23 protein-coding genes are annotated in these 21701 nt (G+C 36.7%); 13 read left to right on the top strand and 10 right to left on the bottom strand.

The features are described 5' to 3' along the window. The first annotated feature begins 7 nt into the window (after positions 1-7). The 4 genes from AC6EIY_RS05795 (at position 8) to AC6EIY_RS05810 (ending at position 3557) form a co-directional block, all read left to right on the top strand. Positions 8-907 (top strand): ABC transporter permease subunit, encoded by a 900-nt coding sequence (locus tag AC6EIY_RS05795; RefSeq protein ID WP_498508118.1) that lies wholly within the window; start codon positions 8-10, stop codon positions 905-907. Positions 908-1003: 96 nt separating this feature from the next. Next, positions 1004-1939: an amino acid ABC transporter permease gene (locus AC6EIY_RS05800; protein WP_498508119.1), complete on the top strand. Its 936-nt coding sequence runs from the start codon at positions 1004-1006 to the stop codon at positions 1937-1939. Between the two features lie 6 nt (positions 1940-1945). Further along, complete coding sequence (locus AC6EIY_RS05805; protein WP_498508121.1) at positions 1946-2692, top strand: amino acid ABC transporter ATP-binding protein; 747 nt, start codon at positions 1946-1948, stop codon at positions 2690-2692. A 391-nt stretch (positions 2693-3083) separates the two neighbouring features. Then, on the top strand, positions 3084-3557 hold the full coding sequence (locus AC6EIY_RS05810; protein ID WP_498508123.1) for an EVE domain-containing protein: 474 nt from the start codon (positions 3084-3086) through the stop codon (positions 3555-3557). Between the two features lies 1 nt (position 3558). Here the strand turns inward: AC6EIY_RS05810 and AC6EIY_RS05815 are convergent, their stop codons facing one another. The 3 genes from AC6EIY_RS05815 to AC6EIY_RS05825 form a co-directional block, all read right to left on the bottom strand. Further along, the gene (locus tag AC6EIY_RS05815; RefSeq protein ID WP_498508124.1) at positions 3559-3822 is read right to left on the bottom strand and encodes a DUF2811 domain-containing protein; all 264 of its coding nucleotides are present in this window, start codon (positions 3820-3822) and stop codon (positions 3559-3561) included. 303 nt (positions 3823-4125) lie between these two features. Continuing rightward, positions 4126-4506 (bottom strand): DUF1818 family protein, encoded by a 381-nt coding sequence (locus tag AC6EIY_RS05820; RefSeq protein WP_498508125.1) that lies wholly within the window; start codon positions 4504-4506, stop codon positions 4126-4128. Further along, the gene (locus tag AC6EIY_RS05825; RefSeq protein WP_498461439.1) at positions 4507-4740 is read right to left on the bottom strand and encodes a DNA-directed RNA polymerase subunit omega; all 234 of its coding nucleotides are present in this window, start codon (positions 4738-4740) and stop codon (positions 4507-4509) included. 146 nt (positions 4741-4886) lie between these two features. Here AC6EIY_RS05825 and AC6EIY_RS05830 point away from each other — a divergent pair, with 146 nt between their 5' ends. Beyond that, positions 4887-6512 (top strand): Hsp70 family protein, encoded by a 1626-nt coding sequence (locus AC6EIY_RS05830; protein WP_498508127.1) that lies wholly within the window; start codon positions 4887-4889, stop codon positions 6510-6512. Between the two features lie 27 nt (positions 6513-6539). Here the strand turns inward: AC6EIY_RS05830 and pyrR are convergent, their stop codons facing one another. Then, positions 6540-7091 (bottom strand): bifunctional pyr operon transcriptional regulator/uracil phosphoribosyltransferase PyrR, encoded by a 552-nt coding sequence (gene pyrR / locus AC6EIY_RS05835; protein WP_498506045.1) that lies wholly within the window; start codon positions 7089-7091, stop codon positions 6540-6542. A 161-nt stretch (positions 7092-7252) separates the two neighbouring features. Here pyrR and gpmI point away from each other — a divergent pair, with 161 nt between their 5' ends. Further along, positions 7253-8878: a 2,3-bisphosphoglycerate-independent phosphoglycerate mutase gene (gene gpmI, locus AC6EIY_RS05840; protein WP_498506046.1), complete on the top strand. Its 1626-nt coding sequence runs from the start codon at positions 7253-7255 to the stop codon at positions 8876-8878. Positions 8879-8890: 12 nt separating this feature from the next. Next, positions 8891-9121 (top strand): preprotein translocase subunit SecG, encoded by a 231-nt coding sequence (secG, locus tag AC6EIY_RS05845; protein ID WP_498506047.1) that lies wholly within the window; start codon positions 8891-8893, stop codon positions 9119-9121. Positions 9122-9416: 295 nt separating this feature from the next. On the opposite strand, the gene groL is transcribed toward secG, so the two are convergent. Next, entirely contained in the window at positions 9417-11048 is a 1632-nt protein-coding gene (gene groL, locus AC6EIY_RS05850) for a chaperonin GroEL (RefSeq protein WP_498506048.1), read from the bottom strand. 61 nt (positions 11049-11109) lie between these two features. Continuing rightward, positions 11110-11421 (bottom strand): co-chaperone GroES, encoded by a 312-nt coding sequence (groES, locus tag AC6EIY_RS05855; RefSeq protein WP_011295315.1) that lies wholly within the window; start codon positions 11419-11421, stop codon positions 11110-11112. A gap of 221 nt (positions 11422-11642) precedes the next feature. Between groES and atpD the strand changes: the two genes are divergently transcribed. Both atpD and atpC read left to right on the top strand, forming a co-directional pair. Beyond that, a complete protein-coding gene (atpD, locus tag AC6EIY_RS05860; protein ID WP_498506049.1) occupies positions 11643-13109 on the top strand; it encodes a F0F1 ATP synthase subunit beta in 1467 nt (488 codons plus the stop codon). Positions 13110-13165: 56 nt separating this feature from the next. After that, a complete protein-coding gene (atpC, locus tag AC6EIY_RS05865; RefSeq protein ID WP_498506050.1) occupies positions 13166-13573 on the top strand; it encodes an ATP synthase F1 subunit epsilon in 408 nt (135 codons plus the stop codon). A 17-nt stretch (positions 13574-13590) separates the two neighbouring features. Here atpC and AC6EIY_RS05870 read toward each other — a convergent pair whose 3' ends face one another. Continuing rightward, positions 13591-14091 (bottom strand): 30S ribosomal protein PSRP-3, encoded by a 501-nt coding sequence (locus AC6EIY_RS05870; protein ID WP_498506051.1) that lies wholly within the window; start codon positions 14089-14091, stop codon positions 13591-13593. Positions 14092-14290: 199 nt separating this feature from the next. Next, positions 14291-15610, bottom strand: a complete 1320-nt coding sequence (locus AC6EIY_RS05875; RefSeq protein WP_498506052.1) for an aminopeptidase P N-terminal domain-containing protein — start codon at positions 15608-15610, stop codon at positions 14291-14293. Between the two features lie 96 nt (positions 15611-15706). Here AC6EIY_RS05875 and AC6EIY_RS05880 point away from each other — a divergent pair, with 96 nt between their 5' ends. From AC6EIY_RS05880 to AC6EIY_RS05895, 4 genes are read left to right on the top strand one after another with little or no spacing between them, the layout of a single operon-like run. Then, positions 15707-16699, top strand: a complete 993-nt coding sequence (locus AC6EIY_RS05880; RefSeq protein WP_498506053.1) for a CNNM domain-containing protein — start codon at positions 15707-15709, stop codon at positions 16697-16699. Next, entirely contained in the window at positions 16696-18018 is a 1323-nt protein-coding gene (locus AC6EIY_RS05885) for a GTP-binding protein (protein ID WP_498506054.1), read from the top strand. Before AC6EIY_RS05880 ends, AC6EIY_RS05885 begins: the two co-directional genes overlap by 4 nt. Beyond that, positions 18015-18599, top strand: a complete 585-nt coding sequence (locus tag AC6EIY_RS05890) for a nicotinate-nucleotide adenylyltransferase (protein ID WP_498506055.1) — start codon at positions 18015-18017, stop codon at positions 18597-18599. Before AC6EIY_RS05885 ends, AC6EIY_RS05890 begins: the two co-directional genes overlap by 4 nt. Then, complete coding sequence (locus tag AC6EIY_RS05895) at positions 18599-20299, top strand: NAD+ synthase (RefSeq protein WP_498506056.1); 1701 nt, start codon at positions 18599-18601, stop codon at positions 20297-20299. Before AC6EIY_RS05890 ends, AC6EIY_RS05895 begins: the two co-directional genes overlap by 1 nt. Positions 20300-20309: 10 nt before the next feature. Here AC6EIY_RS05895 and AC6EIY_RS05900 read toward each other — a convergent pair whose 3' ends face one another. Both AC6EIY_RS05900 and AC6EIY_RS05905 read right to left on the bottom strand, forming a co-directional pair. Next, positions 20310-21428 (bottom strand): DUF3326 domain-containing protein, encoded by a 1119-nt coding sequence (locus AC6EIY_RS05900; protein WP_498506057.1) that lies wholly within the window; start codon positions 21426-21428, stop codon positions 20310-20312. Between the two features lie 16 nt (positions 21429-21444). After that, positions 21445-21663 carry a DUF8621 family protein gene (locus AC6EIY_RS05905; RefSeq protein WP_498506058.1) on the bottom strand — a complete coding sequence of 73 codons (219 nt, stop codon included), beginning with the start codon at positions 21661-21663 and terminating at the stop codon, positions 21445-21447. Positions 21664-21701 lie beyond the last annotated feature (38 nt).

Genomic DNA, 21701 nt, shown 5'->3' on the forward strand with positions numbered 1-21701 from the left:
TTAGGTAATGAAAATAAATCAAAAAATATTTTTTCAATTAGGGGCAACTATTATCTTTTTTGGTCTGATTGGGATACTAATTAATAATTTGACAATAAATCTAATAAGAACAGGTCTTGGTTTTAATTTTAGCTGGCTTTTCAAACCAGCGAGTTTTGCTTTAGCGGAACACCCCTTACCTTATACCTCCTCAGATAGCTATGCTTGGGCATTATTTATAGGTTGGCTCAATAGCCTAAAAGTAATAGTCTCATCATTATTATTAGCTACTTTATTGGGAATACTTGTAGGCTTTGCAAGAACTGGTAAAAACTCATTACTAGGGCTTATTTCAGCTGGGTACATTACAATTATTCGCCAAACCCCTCTTTTACTTCAACTTATGTTTTGGTATTTTGTTGGTTTTTTAGGCTTAAAAGATAATGTATTAATCCAGATAAAAGATATATTTATAATTTCAAATCAAGGAATCGAGTTATCAGGGTTCAACCTATCTTCGGAGTTTTCAGCATTGTTACTTGGTCTAAGTATATTCGCAAGTGCGTATATAGCAGAAGTAATTCGTGGAGGGATACTTTCTGTTCCAAGGGGGCAATGGGAAGCTTATAGAAGCTTAGGGCTCTCTGAAAGAAAAGGTCTTATCAGCATCATAATTCCACAAGCCTTACCAGCAATCATTCCAGGATTAACAAGTCAATATCTTAATCTTGCAAAGAATAGTACCTTAGCAATAGCAGTTGGTTACTCAGATATTTATGCAATAAATGATACTATTATTAATCAAACTGGAAGAGCAATCGAATGCTTCCTTATATTGCTTACAAGTTTCTTATTATTAAATCTATTAATAAGTAATAGCATGGAAATTATTAATAGGATAATTGTCAACTCTAATAAACATAACTAATTCATACTAAATATGACTTTAATTATATATCTATTTCAAAGACTAAGAAAAACTTTGTTTTCAAGTTTATCCAATAGCATTATAAGCCTAATCTTCATGTTGATTATTACTATAGTTTGTCAAAATACGTTTAGATGGCTTATATTTAGAGCTAATTGGGTAGTGGTCACATCGAATCTTCCTTTGTATGCATTTGGTAGCTTCCCACCGAATGAACGATGGAGGCCTGCAACTTGGATTATTATTCTCTTTTCACTCAGCATTATTACCATTTTTGGCCCTGGGTGGAAATGGCTACGCAAAAATCTTTTAATAGCATGGGTAGGCACTATACCCCTAGGCCTTTATTTACTTTATGGGGGATTTGGATTGTCTCCTATCATGAGTAGACATTGGGGAGGATTGACTCTAACTATTCTACTAACTGCTTGTAGTTCATTGTTATCATTACCATTGGGAATAGTCTTAGCACTTTGTCGTCAAAGTTCATTACCATTAATTCAGAAGCTAAGTTCATTCTATATAGATGTAATGAGAGCAGTCCCTCTTATTGCTGTACTTTTCTTTGGTCAACTATTAATACCTTTATTTCTTCCAGTAGAGATAGAAGTTGATCGTGTTTGGAGAGCTATCTTTGCATTCACTCTTTTTGTCTCTGCCTACATAGCAGAAGATATTCGTGGCGGATTACAATCAATTCCTAACACCCAAATAGAAGCAGCTAGTAGTCTTGGCCTTAATCAATTCCAAATCATCCAATTGATATTGATACCTCAAGCCTTGCGTATTGCATTACCTGCTTTGACTAACCAATCCATCGGACTTTTTCAAAATACATCTTTAATGGCTATTTTAGGATTAGTGGAGTTACTTGGTGTAGGCAGAAGTATCCTTGCTAATCCAGAATTTATTGGTCAATATATTGAAGTTTATGTTTGGCTAGCATGTGTCTATTGGATCGTTTGCACAATCATGGCTGTTCTAGCAAGACATCTTGAACAAAGAATGACCATTAATCAAGCTAATTTTTGATAATTCATGGAACCTATTGTTGTTGCAAAGAATCTCACAAAGTCTTACACAAAAGGATTACGAGCTCTTGACAATGTTTCTCTGACAGTTAATCAAGGAAAAGTCCTAGTGGTAATGGGTCCCTCTGGCTCAGGGAAAAGTACTCTGATTCGAACCTTTAATGGTCTTGAGACTTTTGACACAGGAGAACTGAATGTTTTAGGAATAACAGTTAATTCCACTCATGATGAAAAGAAAATCCAAAAAATAAGAAGAAGAGTAGGTATGGTTTTTCAACAATTCAATTTATTCCCTCATCTATCAATCCTTGAAAATATCACTCTCGCTCCAATAAATGTGCAAAAACGTCGTCAAATTGAAGCGGAAGAATATGGGATGTATCTCTTAAATCAAATGGGAATAGATTCACATGCAAAAAAATACCCAAGTCAACTTAGTGGAGGAGAACAGCAACGAGTAGCCATAGCTAGAGCGTTAGCATTAAAGCCGGAGTTGCTTCTATTTGATGAACCCACTAGCGCTCTAGATCCAGAGAGAATCAACGAGGTGCTCGATGCAATGAGAAGACTTGCTGAGCAAGGAATGACAATGATTGTAGTAACACATGAAATTGGTTTTGCTAAAGACGTAAGTGATCAAGTTTTATTTATGGATTCAGGTAAAGTCATAGAAACATCTCCTCCAAATATTTTCTTTTCTAATGCAAGACACGAAAGAAGTAGAAAATTTCTAAATCAACTTGATAAACATTAGCAATTGCCAAATCATAAAAAAACGAAAAGGAAGATCTAAACAAAGCGTGACAGAGTAAAGGATTCAAAGTGTGGGAAGTTTTTACCATCAAAAGAAATTATAAATAATTGTCTTTTGATTAAAGCAGAGAAAAAAGTAGACCATTAAAATTAAACATCTAAAAGAAGTAGATTTTATACTTCCTTATAATTAACAAGCAAATAAATGTTATAAAGATCATTTGATTCGCCTAAAAGAGTCTAGTAAGACTGACTCTTCAAAAATTTATAAGTCTATGTCTAGCGATAAGTTTTATTAGTTTCAAAAGTTAGGTAATGTTCGGAGAGAGGCAAGCGGAATAGAATAAATCCGTCAACGCTCAGTCCACACACTGCATTTTCGCTGAGATCCCATGGCAGCAAAGAAAATCAACTATTGGCTAATGAAAAGTGAGCCAGATGCTTACAGCATTAAAGATTTGCAAAAGGAAGGAGAAACCCTCTGGGATGGAATACGAAATTATCAAGCAAGAAACTTCATGAGGTCAATGGAAATTGGTGATCAAGCTTTTTTTTATCATTCAAATACTAAACCTCCTGGAATAGTTGGTTTAATGGAAATCATTGAAACCAATTTAATTGACCCATTTCAATTTGATGAAAGTTCAAAATACTTTGACAAAAAATCAAAGAGAGAAAACCCTCGTTGGGATTGTGTCAAGACAAAATATATCTGTGAATTTAAAAATATGATTACTTTAAAGGAGCTATCAGAAGATTATACGTCTGAAGAACTAACTTTAGTCCGCAAAGGCAATAGGCTATCAATCATGCCCATAAAAAAAGAAATCGCTATAGAACTTCTCAAAAAACTCCGAAGAAATTAATTCAAAAAGAATGAGACCCAAACATATTTCCAATATAAAGACGAGTTATCAATCTAGAACTGATACCATTTTGGATTAAGAATCCTGCAAGCGCTGCTTGTAAAAGCCTGTATTGATCCCAATTTGGATGTTTCTCAATATAAACTCTCATCGCTTGTTGAATCTGCTTGGGTATTTTTGTTTGAAAACTAATTGTATTCTCAGATTCCAAACTCTCAGAACTCTTGGTCAAGCTGGTTTCTTCCATAAAATCAATATCTTTCATTTAAGAGGCTTTTGAAAATATTAGATCCACAATCAAACTACTATCAAAATCAAATACGACTAAACGCTTTCTCGAGCCGTCTCATCCTCAGATCAAGCACTCAACTACTTTCCGAAAGAAACCATAAGTATTATTTATCCTAAGTATTAGTATTATTTAACAACCAAATCCAAAGAATCAAACTCAGTCTTTTTCCACAGCAATTAGTTGGAGCCAAATTAATGGGATCAATCCTGTGGAAAAAATGTGAGTTAAATCCAGTTGGATTTGGGGAAAAATTGAAAAACTTTTAGTTAAGTTCTCTCACAAATAGTCTGAATCCCACATTATTCTCATTGCATTAGTAACGTGATTAGTCACATTTCTAGGCCAATAGACTTCTGCTCCTCGATTTAATAGACCACTAGCACTCAAGATCAATCTAAGGTTCCATCCATTTTGATCACCTTTTAAAATTGCCAACCAAGGGCTACGCTCTAATTCCAAAGTAATATCCTCGTCACCCATTAATTGTTCTCTAACTGATTTGTATTGATCAGACAAATCTATTACTAGCTTAACTAGATTTTCCCACTCAAATTTATTCAACTCTATAGCCCAATTTTCTCCTCCTATAAGCGTAGAAAAGTTATCTCTCGATGAGTCTCTAATTATTCTCCAACCCGGACCTTCTTTTTTAATCACCTAACCAGGCAATAGATCAGGCTGATCTTGTTCATCACTTAATTCAATTATGGCTCTTTGTACTGGCTTAACCGTTGATTCTTCTAAAAGGCCATCAAAATCATCAAATCTTCTTTGCTTTGCTCTAAAAGCAATCCGAACAGTAGTGAGGTAGCGGTTAGTGGATTGCCTTATGAGACTCTCACCTCTTTTTGCTAAATCCTTTGAATTAACACCTGAACCTGACTTAATCACACTTAAAACTTCAATTTTGATTTATTCTAGGAGAGAATTGCTCATTTCTATATTTTTCGCGAAATAATAACCCTGGTGTTAGTTTTTCTAGACTCACTTGCTATTTATAGATTTTTCTGCTCCTATTAAAAATTCAACGAGTAAAGATGGTAAAAAATAAAATCGATCAATTCGAAAACATCCTTCCAACTGAAATCAATACAAATAATTTTGGAACATTAGCCATCGATTTAGGTAGTTCAACAACGGTAGTTGTTTTTCAAAAAGAAAATGGAGAACCTCCTGAACTCTTAGATTTACCCCCCATTAGTCGAGCTCCAGGAGAAATACCGAGCTTAATTTGGAAATCATCAGAAAAAGAAAATTCCTATTTAATTGGTCAAGAAGTTATCAATTCAAATGTAATTAATGAAAAAGAAAATAACTTAAGTCAAGATTTTAAAAGATGGATAGGATCTCAAGAAATTGAGGATATATATGATTCAAAAATCTCTCCAGAAAGAGCAGGAGAAGTTTTAATTCACAATATTTGGGAAAAAGTCTCGGAGAAGGTAAGTATCAAAAGACTTGTATTAACTGCTCCAGTAGATACATATCGAGAATATAGAACCTGGTTAGTCAATGTATGTGATTCCCTAGAAGTAAAAGAAATCGCCTTAGTTGATGAACCTACAGCTGCCGCAATGGGAGCTGGACTTGAACCTGGATCCACATTACTTGTTTTAGATTTTGGAGGGAGCACAATTGACATGTCAATTGTTGCTTTAGAGGGTGGAGAGGGACAAGCTTCACCAATTGCTCAACTTGTAAGATTTGATGGAAATAATTTAGAGGGAAAAAGCACACAAATTCTTCGAGCCGCAAAAGTTCTTGGGAAATCAGGACTTCGGTTAGGTGGCAAAGATATAGATAGATGGATATCTAATCATTTGTTACCAGAAGAGAAAGCAACTAACTCAATCTTGAGAAAGGCCGAGGAGCTGAAATGTGAATTAAGCAATGTCAATATAAAAGAGACATTTACTATCACTAAACAAGTAAAAAATGATGAGAATGAGGAAAAGATTTTAAGACTTTCTAAAAAAGGACTTGAAGAATTACTTATAGAAAAAGGGCTCTTAAAAAGTATTGAAAAGCTTTTCAAGCAAACAATTAATATCGCAAAAAGAAATTCATTTGAATTAAAAGATCTTGATAGTGTTGTCTTAGTCGGAGGAGGATCTCGAATACCTTTAATTAAAAACTATTTAAGTAATATCTGTAATTCGATCCCTTTTTTGACTCCTCCACCTATTGAGGCAATTGCATTGGGAGCCTTAAATCTAACGCCAGGTGTTCAAGTAAAAGATGTACTAAATAAAGGGGTAAGTTTAAGATGCTGGAACAAAAAAAATGAAAAGCACATATGGCACCCTCTTTTCTTAGCAGGTCAAACATGGCCAACAAATAAACCTTTAGAAATAATTTTATCTGCAAGTATAAATGATCAATTAAGCATAGATTTAATAATTGGAGAACCTCAAGAAGAAGGATCTAATGAGATTGTTTATATTAATGGATTACCAACTTTGACAACTATAGAATCTAAAGAAGAAATCAAAAAGATCAATAATAGTATTATTTCCATTCCGTTAGATCCTCCAGGTAAAATCGATCAAGATTGTATTAAATTAAATTTTAACATTAATGAAAATTGTCAACTTGAGGTTGAAGGGATTGATTTACGAAATAACAATAAAATCACAAGTCAAAATCTTGGGGAAATCAGATAAACATCTTATATGTTTAATATTAATCATTTAAAGTTTTTTACATAAAAAAATACCTGCTTCTCCGTCAACCTCTCTTAATCTGAGTTCAATAGTCTCATCATTACTAGTGGGAACCACACGCCCACAAAAATCTGGTTGAATGGGAACTTCCCTATGGCCTCTATCAACCATCGCAAGAAGCGTAACTCTTTTTGCTCGGCCCCATAAATGTAGAGCTTCTAATGCTGCTTTGATAGTTCTACCGGTATAAATCACATCATCTATTAAAACGACCTCTCTATCATCAACAGAGGTGGGTAAATCTGTCACTTGAGCTATTCGAGCCCCAACTCTAGGAAGATCATCTCTATGAAAAGTCGGGTCTAAACATCCATTTTCGACTGGCTGGCCAGATAATTCCTCTAAAGATTTTGCTAACAATCTAGACAAATAAACCCCTCTAGTTGGAATTCCAACTAGCAATAATGAACTAATACTTGGGATCTTTTCCAAAATTTGAGAAGCCAATCTTTTGATGGTTCTATCAAGTTCTTTCTCTGAAAGGATTTCTTTCTCTTTTCTTATGGCTTTATCTGGCATATTTTAAAGTCCTAAAAATTTTATTTTTTCTTAGGAATAACTTAAATACTTTTTTAATCTAATAGGGAAAAGCTAACCAAACATCAAAGAATTAGCCTGTTTACCTATTAGGAAGTAATTTAATACGAAAGAAAACCATCAAAAGAAACAAATTTCTTTGAATGCCAAGCAGAAACACCGCTGTTTCAATGAACAAAGGGAAAGTAGCACCAGTCGTGCTGGCGATACTTGACGGTTGGGGTCATAGAGAAGAAATTGAAAATAATGCAGTAAAACTGGCCTCAACGCCAGTCTTTGATGCCTTATGGCATGCTTATCCTCATACTCTTATCGAAGCCAGTGGTGGAGATGTTGGGCTACCAGATGAGCAAATGGGCAACTCTGAGGTTGGGCATCTAACTATTGGAGCAGGAAGAATAATTCAACAAGAATTGGTTCGAATATCCAATACAGTCAAAGAAAATAAATTAATTGAAAATCTTGCTCTTAATGATTTTTCTAAAAATTTAAAAAGGAAAAAAGGCACTCTCCATATCATGGGACTTTGTTCTGATGGAGGGGTTCACAGCCACATCACTCATTTATGCGGCTTAATTGAATGGGCTGCCAAAAAGGGGCTGCAAAACCTCTCATTGCACTTATTCACTGATGGTAGAGATACCTCTGCAAAGAGTGCCTCTAAATATATAAAAACAATAGAAAGCAAAATCAAATCAACAGGGGTAGGCGAGATTGCATCTATATGCGGTAGATATTGGGCTATGGATCGAGATAATCGATGGGAAAGAACTTTAAAAGCCTATGAATTACTTACAGATCCAGACTTCATAATTAGCGATCTTTCAGCAGAAGAAAGTTTAAATAAAAGCTATGAAGAAGGAATTACAGATGAATTTATTGAACCAACTAGACTGTCTTCCTCTTTCTTAAAAGATGGAGATGGAATAGTTTTTTTTAATTTCCGCCCTGATAGAGCTAGGCAATTAGTAAAGGCGATTAAGTTAAATGATTTTGACGGATTTGAAAGAAAGAAAAAAATAGATATTGACGTCCTTACCTTTACACAATACGAATCGGGTCTTCCTGTATCAGTTGCTTTTCCGCCTGAGCCATTAAATGATTTATTAGGACAAGTAGTTTCTGATAACGGCTTAAATCAATATCGAACAGCTGAAACTGAAAAATATCCACACGTAACATATTTTTTAAATGGAGGAATTGAGAAACCACTAAAAGGAGAAGTAAGACACCTTGTGCCATCTCCAAGAGTTGCAACATACGATCTTCAGCCTGAGATGTCAGCTGATGAGCTGACCGAAAGTTGCATCAAAGCAATTGAAACTGGAATTTACTCTTTAGTGGTAATTAATTTTGCTAATCCAGATATGGTTGGACATTCCGGAATAATTTCAGCTGCAATAAAAGCTAATGAAAAAGTTGATAGCTGCCTTGGAAGATTATTAAATTCAATAGGGAAGCTAGGAGGATCTATTTTGATAACAGCTGATCATGGTAATTCTGAGGTAATGGTTGGCCCGGATGGCCAACCATGGACCGCCCACACAACAAATCCTGTCCCTGTCATACTTGTTGAAGGTGAAAAACGTAAATTGAGTGGATACGGAAATGACATAAAACTGAGAGAGTCTGGAGGAGGATTATCTGACTTGGCTCCTACTCTTTTACACTTGCTAAATTTACCAAAACCAAAAGCAATGACTGGCACAACACTTATTGAGCCAATTAACTTACCTAAAAAAACAAATCTTATTCCTCAACCTGCATAATTAAAAACAAAAATGATCATTCCACTTTTATCCTGGGCTTGGGCCATTTTAGGGGTTTTTCTTATAATATTAGTTCTTCTTCATAGCCCAAAAGGCGATGGTATGGGTGGCCTTGCATCTAGCGGAAGTTCTATGTTCACGAGTGCAAGTAGCGCAGAATCTACTCTAAATAGAGCGACCTGGACATGCCTTATCTCATTTTTAGCCCTTGCAGTTATTCTTAGCGCAGGTTGGTTAAAATAAATTCAAGACTTAATCTTTCAATATTTTTTAGCCTTCTAAATATTATTATTTAATAGACTTTAAAAAGAACTATTTCCCTACCGAAACACCTATCTAAAAAATATTTGTTTTTAAACAAAAAAGAGAAATTAATAAAATATCCCAATACTAACTAGGCAAAACAAGCAAAACCTGTTCCAATTTTTGCTTAAGGTATTTTTCTGACATTTGCCAAAACCATTTACTAGAAAGCAACAAAAAAGGGGCAAGGTATAAGCCCTGACCCTCATTAAAGTTTCTTTGATTGAGAAGTTAATCAATAATCAAAATCACCACCCATACCACCAGCTGCTGGAGAAGCCTCTTTTTTCTCAGGTAAATCAGCAACTATGCACTCAGTAGTAAGAACCATTCCTGCTATTGAAGCAGCATTTTGCAAACCTGAGCGGGTTACTTTGGCTGGATCAACAATTCCAGCAGAAAGCATATCTACATATTGACCCGTTGCAGCATTGTAGCCATCATTGACTGGTTTCGATTTAACGTTCTCTGCAACAACAGCTCCATTAGCCCCAGCATTCTCAGCAATACGCATTAATGGAGACGTAAGAGCCGCTTCAACAATATTTGCTCCAATTAATTCTTCTCCAGAGAGGTTGGAGGAAGACCAATCTCCCAGAGCAGGAGCCAAATGAGCGAGTGTTGTTCCACCACCAGGAACAATTCCTTCTTCAACTGCAGCTTTAGTTGCGTTAATTGCATCCTCTAAACGTAGTTTTTTGTCTTTCATCTCAGTTTCTGTCGCAGCACCAACCTTTACTACAGCAACTCCACCAGAGAGTTTAGCTAATCTTTCTTGAAGCTTTTCTTTATCGTAGGTTGAATCGGTCTCATCCATCTGCTTCTTGATTTGTTCACATCTGGCATTAACAGCCACTTCATTACCTTCAGCAACAATTGTGGATGTATCCTTATTAATTGTTACCCGCCTTGAAGTACCAAGCATATCAAGAGTGGTATTTTCAAGTTTTAAACCTGCATCCTCAGTTATAAGCTGACCATTTGTCAGAACAGCCATATCTTCAAGCATTGCTTTTCTGCGATCTCCAAAACCAGGAGCTTTAACAGCTGCAACATTTAATACCCCTCTAAGTCTATTAACTACCAATGTAGCTAAAGCTTCTTTTTCTATATCTTCAGCAATTATTAGGAGAGGTTTACCAGTTTTAGCAACTTGCTCTAATACAGGAACAAGATCTTGAACTAAACCAATTTTTTTATCAGTTAAAAGTATGTAAGGTTCATCCAACACTGCTTCCATTCTTTCAGTGTCAGTTGCAAAGTAAGGGGAGATATATCCCTTATCAAAACGCATTCCTTCAGTGACCTCTAATTCAGTGGTCATTGACTTGCCTTCTTCAAGGGAGATAACACCTTCTTTACCAACTTTATCCATTGCATCAGCAATCATCTTGCCAACTTCTTCGTCATTACCCGCAGCTATGGTTCCGCATTGAGCAATTGCATTGCTGTCACTGATGGGCTTGGAATGATCTTTGATTTTTTCAACCAAAAATTCGGTTGCCTTATCAATTCCTTTTTTCAAAGTGATTGCATTAGCTCCTGCTGCAACATTTTTCAAACCAGCTTTAACCATTGCATGAGCAAGAACAGTTGCAGTGGTGGTGCCATCTCCAGCCGCATCATTAGTTTTTGAAGCAGCTTGACGAATTAGAGCAACACCGGTGTTTTCAATGTGATCTTCGAGCTCTATTTCTTTTGCGATTGTTACACCATCATTAATTATTTGAGGTGCACCAAACTTTTTCTCGAGAACAACATTCCGACCTTTAGGTCCCAAAGTGACGGCGACTGATTCAGCCAAAATGTCAATACCACGCTCGAGTGCTCGGCGGGCTTGCTCGTTGTAAATGATGCGCTTGGCCATAAGAGGCGATTTCCTTTAGTTTCGAAAAGTTTTGGGTTTTGACTTCAGCAAAAGCTGAGATCTAATTGACGACAGCAAGAATATCTTTCTCAGAGAGAAGTACGTATTCATCGCTGCCAAGCTTGATATCAGTACCTGCGTACTTACTGTAGAGAACCTTGTCTCCAACACTTACTTCTGGAGATTGACGTGAACCATCTTCGTTACGTTTTCCAGGACCAACCTGAGCAACTTCACCGACTTGAGGTTTTTCTTTAGCAGTGTCGGGAAGCAATATACCCCCCGCAGTCTTCTCTTCTGATTCAGAAACTTTTACAAATACACGGTCTCCAAGTGGCTTGACAGTGGAGACGCTGAGAGATACAGCTGCCATAGATTAGTGCAGTAGCAAAAAAACAAAGCGCTTAGCGCTGACTCGATAAAGAGTATTACTCATTACCAACGGTATTAATTTATGCATCTAAACACTCTCAAGACCACATATATTCTGTGCGGTTGACCGAACACTGAAAAAAAACGCCTGTGAAGTGGTAGTCTAAGCCGCTGATAAGAGTATGCAAATCAGAGCATGCTCACAAAGTTTCTAGTTATCTTATGGCCGCTTCTGCTACAACTACTGTTGGAACTAAGGGTATTGTTCGCCAAGTAATTGGTCCAGTTTTAGATGTTGAATTTCCAGCTGGCAAACTCCCTTCAATTCTCAATGCATTAAGGATTGAAGGCAAGAATCCTGCAGGGCAAGATGTTGCATTAACTGCAGAGGTTCAACAATTACTGGGTGATCATCGGGTCAGAGCCGTTGCCATGAGTGGAACTGACGGATTAGTTAGAGGAATGGAAGCTATAGATACAGGAGCTCCCATTTCAGTACCTGTTGGTGAAGCTACCCTTGGAAGAATTTTCAATGTTCTTGGAGAACCAGTTGATGAGCAGGGAGACCTTAAGAACGTAACAACTTCGCCAATTCATCGTTCAGCCCCAAGCCTCACAGACCTGGAAACAAAGCCAAAAGTATTCGAGACTGGTATTAAAGTTATTGATTTGCTTGCTCCCTACCGCCAAGGAGGAAAAGTTGGGTTGTTTGGAGGTGCAGGTGTAGGAAAAACAGTTTTAATCCAAGAGCTTATTAACAATATTGCAAAAGAACATGGGGGAGTATCAGTTTTTGGTGGAGTAGGAGAAAGGACAAGAGAAGGTAACGATTTATACGAAGAATTCAAAGAATCTGGGGTCATCAATTCAGAAGATCTAACCAAGTCAAAAGTAGCCTTATGCTTTGGTCAAATGAATGAGCCCCCTGGGGCAAGAATGAGAGTAGGCCTATCAGCTTTAACGATGGCTGAGCACTTTCGTGATGTAAATAAACAAGATGTTCTCTTGTTCATTGATAATATTTTCAGATTTGTTCAGGCTGGATCAGAAGTATCTGCATTATTAGGTCGTATGCCATCTGCTGTTGGATATCAGCCAACTTTAGGCACTGACGTAGGGGAGCTTCAAGAGAGGATCACCTCCACTCTTGAAGGATCTATTACCTCAATTCAAGCTGTTTATGTTCCTGCTGACGACTTAACAGATCCTGCTCCTGCTACTACTTTTGCTCATTTAGATGCGACTACTGTTCTGGCGAGAGCTCTTGCAGCTAAAGGCATCTATCCTGCTGTCGACCCACTTGACTCAACCAGTACCATGCTACAGCCATCTGTTGTAGGTGATGAGCATTACCGCACTGCCAGAGCAGTTCAATCAACACTTCAGAGATACAAAGAATTGCAAGACATCATTGCCATATTGGGATTGGACGAGCTTTCAGAAGAAGATAGAAAGACAGTTGACCGTGCACGCAAAATCGAGAAATTCCTATCTCAGCCATTCTTTGTTGCCGAAATATTCACTGGCATGTCTGGTAAATATGTGAAATTAGAAGATACAATCAAAGGCTTTAACATGATTCTTTCAGGAGAACTAGACAACTTACCTGAGCAAGCCTTCTATCTTGTTGGAAGCATTGAGGAAGTAAAGGCTAAAGCAGAAAAAATAGAATCTGAAGCAAAAGGCTAAAAATCTTTTCTACATACAATTACATCTAAGTCAACGTTTTTCTAAACCCCAAAGATATGTCTTTAACTCTTCGAGTTCTTGCTCCTGATCAAAGCGTGTTCGATGATACTGCTGATGAAATAATACTTCCAAGCACCACAGGGCTATTGGGAGTACTACCTGGTCACATTTCAATGGTTACTGCTATTGATTTTGGTGTTTTGAGGGTTTTTAAAAACGGTACTTGGGATTCAATCGCACTAAGTGGGGGTTTCGCGGAAGTGGAATCTAATGAAGTTACAGTTTTAGTAAATAAAGCTGAGATGGGTAAAAATATTGATTCTGCCAAAGCTGAGGCCGAATTAGAACAAGCTAAAAATCTACTAAGTCAAACTCTGGATAAAGAAACCTCCCCTGAAAAAATCAAAGCTCAAGAAGCATTGAAAAAAGCTAAAACATGGTTTAGTGCTTCAAAATCTGACTAAATTTTAAAAAAAAATTTTTATGCCGTACCGCAGAAAGTTACATCAGGGAATTTAATTTTGGCTTGTTCTAAGGTCTTTCCTTTTCCTTCCTCTTGCCAATAATTAATCACCTCTGTCGCTTTGTTTAGAACTTCCACTCTTTCATTATCAGTAATCCAACTTTTTTCTTCTAATTGAGACTTTAGTGTTTCCCATGCGTCCTCTCTTGGCCAAAAGAAATAGGCTGTAAGTGGGCTAGGTCCTCCTCCAACAATTTGATCAACGGCCAAAGCGACATTGTCTGGCAACCAAAGAATTTTTAATAAAAATCTTCCCTCATCTGCTTTTGGTGTATGTCCTGACGGTACTCCATCTGCATCTATAGTTGCAGTTGCTAATGCTGCAGCACCTCCAAGGGCACTTGGTCGACCGGATTTTGTCTCTTCAGAGCTAACTTTCCCTTGGTTTTCAGATTGTGGGATCGCCTCAGTACTTGTTACATCTTCTTGCACAGTACCAGCCTCTTCAGAAACCATCATCTCTAAGTTTTCTACTTGCTAACAAGATAATAACCTAACAGGCAGTAGGACCTATTTGAATTACTAGATTAGGAATTCAAAAGGTTTTCTATTATTTGATAATGATAGGATTATGAAAGTAGAAAAATATTTGTGAAGATTAATTCCTCATTGACATTCAATTAAACAAATTTTATTGGAATTTTCTCAATTAATTCAATCATTCTTCCAAATCATTCATATTCTTAGTCGCACTACGACTCAATACTTCCACAGAATTTTTTGTTACTAAAACATCATCTTCAATTCGAATCCCAATACCCTTCCACCTCTCATCTATCTCAGGCTGCCCCTCCGGTACTGCTAAACGGTCACTTATGTAAATACCAGGTTCAACTGTTAAAACCATTCCAGGCTCAAGCTTCATATGATAATCACCAAGTCGATATGCCCCAACATCATGAACATCAAGACCTAACCAATGACCTGTTCGATGCATATACAAATGAGAGTAAGCTTCTTGTTCAATGATCGAATCCACTTCACCAACAAGCAGGCCAATATCAACCAAACCTGTAACAAGATGCTTCAAGGCAGTCAAATGTACATTTTCGGCGTTACCACCTGGTTGCACACATTGAATTGCGGCTTCTTGAGCTGTGAGAGTAATTTCATATAAAACTTTTTGTTCTCCAGAAAATCTGCCATTAGCAGGAAAGGTTCTTGTTATGTCGCCATTGTAATAATCATCCAAAGAGCAACCAGCGTCTATCAAAACAAGCTCTCCATCTCTAATTGGTGAATTATTTTCCGTGTAATGAAGTACACATGCATTGTCACCTGAAGCAACTATTGAGCCATAAGCAGGACCTCTTGTCCCCTTTTCAAGAAAGTATTTTTCTATTTGAGCTTGCAAATCTCTCTCATTCATCCCAGGGCGTGCATATTCTCTAACTATTTCATGACCCTCTGCAGAAATTTTTGATGCAATACGCATCCTTTCTATTTCAAACTCATCCTTACGAAGTCTCAGGTTATGAAGTATTGGGCAAGGTGCAATCATTGAAAACGGAGCGAAGCCACTTCTAGGAAGTTTTTGTAAATGCTCAGACCAAGTTTTCAAAACTAAAGGTTCCAAATGTGGATGTTTCCCAACTCGAAACGCAATCCCTTCAGCCCCTTTTAAATAATGAGGCAATAGGTTTGGTAATTCATTTAAAGGATGAGATATATCAACATCGAAATTATCTAGAACTCCTTTTGTTCCCCACCTAAAGCCTGTCCAAACTTCTGCTGCAGACTCTTTTGGCAATACGAACAATATATATTGCTCTCCCTTGGGTTTATGAGGTAAAAACAATGCCACTGCATTTGGCTCATCAAAACCAGTTAAGTACCAAAAATCACTATTTTGCCTGAAAGGATATTCACAATCTGCATGATGAATCACGAGTTCTGCAGCGGGGATAATGGCCGCATATTCACCTAAATGTGACAGAAATATGTCTCTACGGCGACGAAAAACGCTTGAATCAGCCACAAAAATAACCCTATTTACTCTTTAGGATGGCAAGAGAACTGACTTAGTGGAAAAATAAAAGCAAAAGATCCTTACTCTTTAAAAAATCTTTAGGGGATGAGCCAAGACATTCTGCTCTTAACTGCTCTTATTGCGGTTATTTTAATGGGTTCTGCAATGTGCTCAGGGATAGAAGCAGCATTACTGGCTGTCAACCCATTACACGTGCATGAGCTTGCTAGAAGAAAACCAAAAGTACTGGGAGCTAGAAGATTAGAAAAATTACGTCACCGAATTGGAAGGACTCTAACTGTAGTGACCATTGCTAATAATAGTTTCAATATTTTTGGAAGTTTAATGGTTGGTAGCTACGCAAGTTTTATTTTTCAAAATAGGATCGGAAATGTAAAGCCAATATTTTTTATTGGCCTAACCATTCTCGTCTTACTTCTTGGAGAAATCGTACCCAAAGCACTCGGCACAAGGCTTGCATTGCAAATAAGTTTAACGAGTGCACCTGTGCTCGATTTCTTAAGTATAGTTATGCGTCCATTGCTAATAATTCTTGAACGTCTACTACCAATTATCACTGCCAAGAGCGAGCTAACAACAGACGAAGAAGAAATAAGACAGATGGCTAGGCTAGGATCTCAAATAGGTCAAATAGAAGCAGATGAGGCTGCAATGATATCCAAAGTTTTTCAGCTTAATGATCTTACTGCTAAAGATTTAATGACTCCACGAGTTGCTGCTCCAACACTTCCAGGAAGAGTTTCTTTGCAATCTGTTAAATCAAACTTATTAGAAAATAATGCCACATGGTGGGTAGTATTAGGGGAGGAAGTAGACAAGGTTGTTGGTGTCGCTAACCGTGAAAAGCTCCTAGCCTCTTTACTTCAAGGAGACTCTCATTTAACTCCTTACGACCTAAGCGAAAATGTAGAATTTGTGCCAGAAATGATTCGAGTAGATAGACTACTGATTGGTTTTAATGAAGACAAAAACGGAGTCAGAGTTGTGGTAGATGAATTTGGTGGATTTGTTGGTTTAATAGGAGCAGAAGCGGTATTGGCGGTTTTAGCTGGTTGGTGGAGAAAATCAAATAAATGATTAACAAAACAGATATACCTACAAAATGCAAGTTTTCCATTGATAAATGGAAAGAGAACCTAAATCTTACTAATTACGAGAGAACTAAGTTCGCTGATATTTTAAATCAGCTAGAAGTTCAAATAAACAAATTAGAAAAAAGAGAACTACGTATATCAGCATATGGACGAGTTGGAGTTGGGAAATCAAGCTTGTTAAATGCATTAATTGGAAAGCAAATCTTTCCAACCGATGTACTCAACGGAAATACAAAGACTATTAAATCTTATACGTTGGAGAAAAAATTTAGCAGCTTAAACAAAGTTGAAATAATAGACTCCCCTGGCATAGATGAAATAAATAATATTAATCAAGAAGAAATACATTTTAATTACATATTAGATACAGATTTAATTCTCTTTGTAATTGATAGTGATCTAACTCGAATCGAATTGAATTCTATTGAACAGCTTTTAAGGCATAAAAAACCCATACTAATAGTCTTAAATCGTTGTGATCAATGGAATGCAAAAGAGACAAAGCTAATACTCTCTAGTATTCACAAAAAATTATCATTTTGCAAACAGAAAATTAAAATTTCTCTAGTATCATCGTCTCCAAGGGAAGCAAAAATAAAACCAAACGGAACTGTTAGAAGTGAACAAACAACACCTAAAGTTGATATTCTTAGGAATGAACTTAAAGATATTCTCGATCAAAGCGGGGAATTACTAATTTGTGTAAATAGTCTCAGAATTGCAGACTATTTATACAAATCACTTAAGGAGAGTCGACTACTCAAAAACAAAGCAGAAGCACAAAGCTTAATCGGCAAATATGCAACCTTAAAAGCCTCAGGAGTAGCAATTAATCCCTTTTTAATGATTGATCTTCTTACTGGTCTTGCTTTTGATAGTGCCCTTGTTATCCAATTAAGTAAATTATATGGTTTAGAGGTAGGTGGTCCATCTGCTAGACAATTAGTTAAAAAGCTTGGTTTTCAAAATTCATTACTTGGGGGGGCACAAATAGGCATACAAATTACTCTAAACATTTTCAAGAAAATACTGTTACTAGCTGCACCTCTTACGGGAGGATTAAGCCTTGCACCCACTGCTCTAATAGCCATTGCACAAGCAACTCTTGCGATTCATTCAACAAAAATCATAGGTCGTCTCGCAGCTTATAAATTTTTAAGCAGTACAAATAAAAAAGATGGGCGACCTCGATTAATGTTGAACTATCTTCTCAAAAAAAATACAGACTTTCGAATAATGCTTGGTGACTTTAAATTTCTTACATCAAGTACTACAAAAAATAAGAATTATTTGTTGCCATGAAAGACAAATTAAACAAAATAGCCTTATTCGGGACAAGTGCTGATCCGCCTACCTTAGGTCACGAAGCCTTATTGAATGAATTAACAAAAATCTTTCCAAAAGTCATAACATGGGCAAGTGATAACCCTGATAAAACACATCAAATTCCACTTCTAAAAAGAACTCAGCTTTTAAGAATTCTTGTACAAAAAATTTCACATCCTAAATTAGAGCTAGTTCAAGAATTGAGTAGTCCTAGGACGATTCATACCCTAAAAAAAGCTTCTCAACTATGGCCCGAAGCGAAGTTAAGTTTTGTAATTGGTAGTGATTTGGCTGCACAAATTCCAAAGTGGCTCAATGCTAGGTCTATTCTCAGTAAAGCAGCAATAGCTATTACAATGAGAGATGGATGGCCAATTAGCGATAATCAATTAGATGAAATTAAAAATCTTGGTGGTGAAATTGATCTATTGCCTTTTAATATACCTGAATCATCAAGTTCGAAATTTAGAGAGAGACCTCAAGAAGTTCTTGTCCCTCAAGAGCTTGTTCCATTACTAATTGAAGAAAATCTATACGGTCTGGCAGATAACAAATAATGAAATTAGCCTTAGCCCAACTAAATCCAGTCGTTGGAGATCTTGATGGTAATGCAGAAAAAATATTTGAGATGTGTAAAGAGATTAAAGACGAAGATGTTGATCTAGTAATAACACCAGAGCTTTCTTTAATCGGCTACCCTCCAAAAGACTTACTATTTAATCCACGACTATTCGAAGAGGAAAAAGATGTCCTAAACAAATTAAGCGAAAGATTAAGTAATCTTAGTCGAGACTTATCTGTATTAATTGGTATTGCAGAACCAACTCCAGATAAAGAAATTCCTAAACTTTATAATTCAGTTGTTATTCTAGAAAAAGGTACTTGGAGAATCGTTGCTAGGAAGCAACTCCTACCCACATACGATGTGTTTGATGAAAAACGCTATTTTCGTTCTGCGGAAAATAGTAGTATTTTAAATTTTAATCACCAAGAAAAACTCTGGAAGATTGGAATAACTATTTGTGAAGATATATGGGTTGAGAAAAACTTACAAAATGAGAAGATCCAAGGGAAAGACCCTTTAAGTTCCTTTGAACAAGAAAAATTAGATTTACTGATCAATCTCTCAGCTTCTCCATTTATTGAAGCTAAAAGTTTCCTACGCCAACGCATAGCAGCCAAAGCAGCTATACGTCTTTCATGCCCCGTGATCTATGTAAATCAAGTAGGAGGGAATGATGAATTAATTTTTGACGGTTCTAGTTTTGCTCTTAACAACGATGGGAGATTACGGCATGAACTTCCTGCCTTCATAGAGTCAATTAGTCTTTGTGACATATCTTCCCTCAAACAAAAAACCTCGATATCGAGCAAAAATCCAACATCACAAGAAATTCTTTTCAGAGCTTTAGTTCTTGGAGTTAACGATTATGCAAGGAAATGTAATTTCAAAAGTGCGGTTATTGGATTAAGTGGGGGTATCGACTCAGCACTAGTAGCCGCTATTGCAGTTGCAGCTTTAGGTAAGTCTAAAGTTCATGCAATTTTAATGCCATCTCCATGGAGTTCAGCAGGGTCTGTAAAAGATGCCACGGCGTTAGCTAATCGACTTGGGATAAATCATCAAAGGATCCCGATCTCAGCTGTAATGAATAGTTTTAACGATGTTTTATCTAATTCAACATGGGGTATACCAACCGGTATAACAGCTGAAAATCTCCAATCTCGTATTAGAGGAACAATATTGATGGCTCTAGCAAATCAAAGGAGGCATTTACTTCTATCTACAGGAAATAAATCAGAACTGGCTGTAGGTTATTGCACCCTTTACGGAGACATGAACGGAGGTTTATCTGTAATTGGAGATCTCTACAAGACAAGTGTATTTGATCTATGTGATTGGATAGATAGCGAGTCATCATCCACTTGTAGAAATGATTTCTGCCTCCCTAAAACAGGAGAAATTATAAGCTCTGAAATAAGAAGCAAGCCTCCAAGTGCTGAATTAAGACCAGAGCAACTAGATAGCGACTCTTTACCAGATTATTTCATTCTTGATCCAATACTAAAAGGGTTGATTGAACAGCATTTACCAACTGAAGTTTTAATAGAAAAAGGATTTAATAAGAAGATAGTTCTCCAAGTCGCCAATTTATTAAAAAAGGCTGAATTCAAACGTTATCAAGCCCCTCCTTTGTTGAAAATCAGTCATCAAGCTTTTGGAAGTGGGTGGAAAAAGCCAATAGCCTCAAGATAAATCTTTGAATCTACTTCTTTTCGTCATTAATTTCTTTTAAGCAATCAATTGGTCTTCGTAGAGACTTAATATTAATCCCATTACGTAAAGCTGTTATTAATCCCGCAGCCTCTAAATAATTCTCAGCATACAAAATATATTTATCTTTATCGCCAGTTACGCAATCTAGCCTCATCTTTTTGGAGCTTACATTTAATACTCCTTGATTAGAAACTACTATTAAAGGAATAAATCTTTCGATGCAAGACATAACTGCTTCGCCACCCAATGCACCCTGTGGAACAACAACAGCTCCCAAATCACTATTCCTTAATAAAGTTTTCACCTGTGAAAAAGCATTTTCTTTGGTATTCATAGCTGACTTACCGATCAGATCGGGTGCACGACTAAGACCAACTAAAACACTTTGCAAAAATGTATACCCAATCTCCTCTCCCGAGGTTCGAGGGTCTAGATCATAATCAATTGGCAATGGAGCTAACCCCGGCGCATGTGCACAAGGAATCAGTAAATGTTTTACGAGAAAATGACTAATGACAGCCTCGAGTCCCGCAATGACATCAACACCATTACCTTGTCTATAAAGTTGAGTTTCTAATTCATCACTATCATCAGGAAAACGCGTTACCACAGCAATTGCTGTTGCACCAGCTTTCTTCAGTTTTTCGGCAGCTCTTAAAAGAACATCTGGATCTTCTATACTCCCCCAACTTGAACCACTTAAACCTTTCCTCAGATTCATTCTTATAGCTCTTTCAGTTGTAATTACAGGGCCAATATCTAGACCCAAGGTTGCGATACAGCCATCAGCAACTTGTAAATGTCTTTTTTTTAAGTCAGGCTCTAAACCAGCATCTAATAGCAAACCTACTTTTTGTTGTCTTACTGGCTTAAGAAACACTTCTCCAGCGGCAAAAAGATTTAAACTATACCCCTCTACATATTGGATACAAGTATCTGGCCAATACAAAGATCCACCATTCATAACATTGGGATGAGTTATTAAACAGTCACTCGCAGAAGCCAGTAATCTCGCAACGGGTATTGCATCTCCTGCATAGCCACCGACACTGCACCCTATACCTGTAGGAATAATCAATAATGTTGGGAAAGGATCAGTATTAGTCATAAAAAATCAATTCAATTCAGGGATTAACGCCTTTCTCCTTATCCTGATTAATAATCAACACAACTTCCAGCGATATTACCTGGATTTCTTTTTCAGAACGAGTAGTAACTGAAGTAATTGCCCACCTTAGTGGATCACCAAATTTTCTTAGCTTAGATAAAATATATTTTTTTAAGTCAACTATGCTCAATTCATAAGGCCAATCAATATCCAATTCTATAAATTCAAGATTCACTTTATTAATTACTTATACTTTGCAATTTGCAAAATTAG

The sequence above is a fragment of the Prochlorococcus sp. MIT2304 genome, assembly GCF_059772405.1.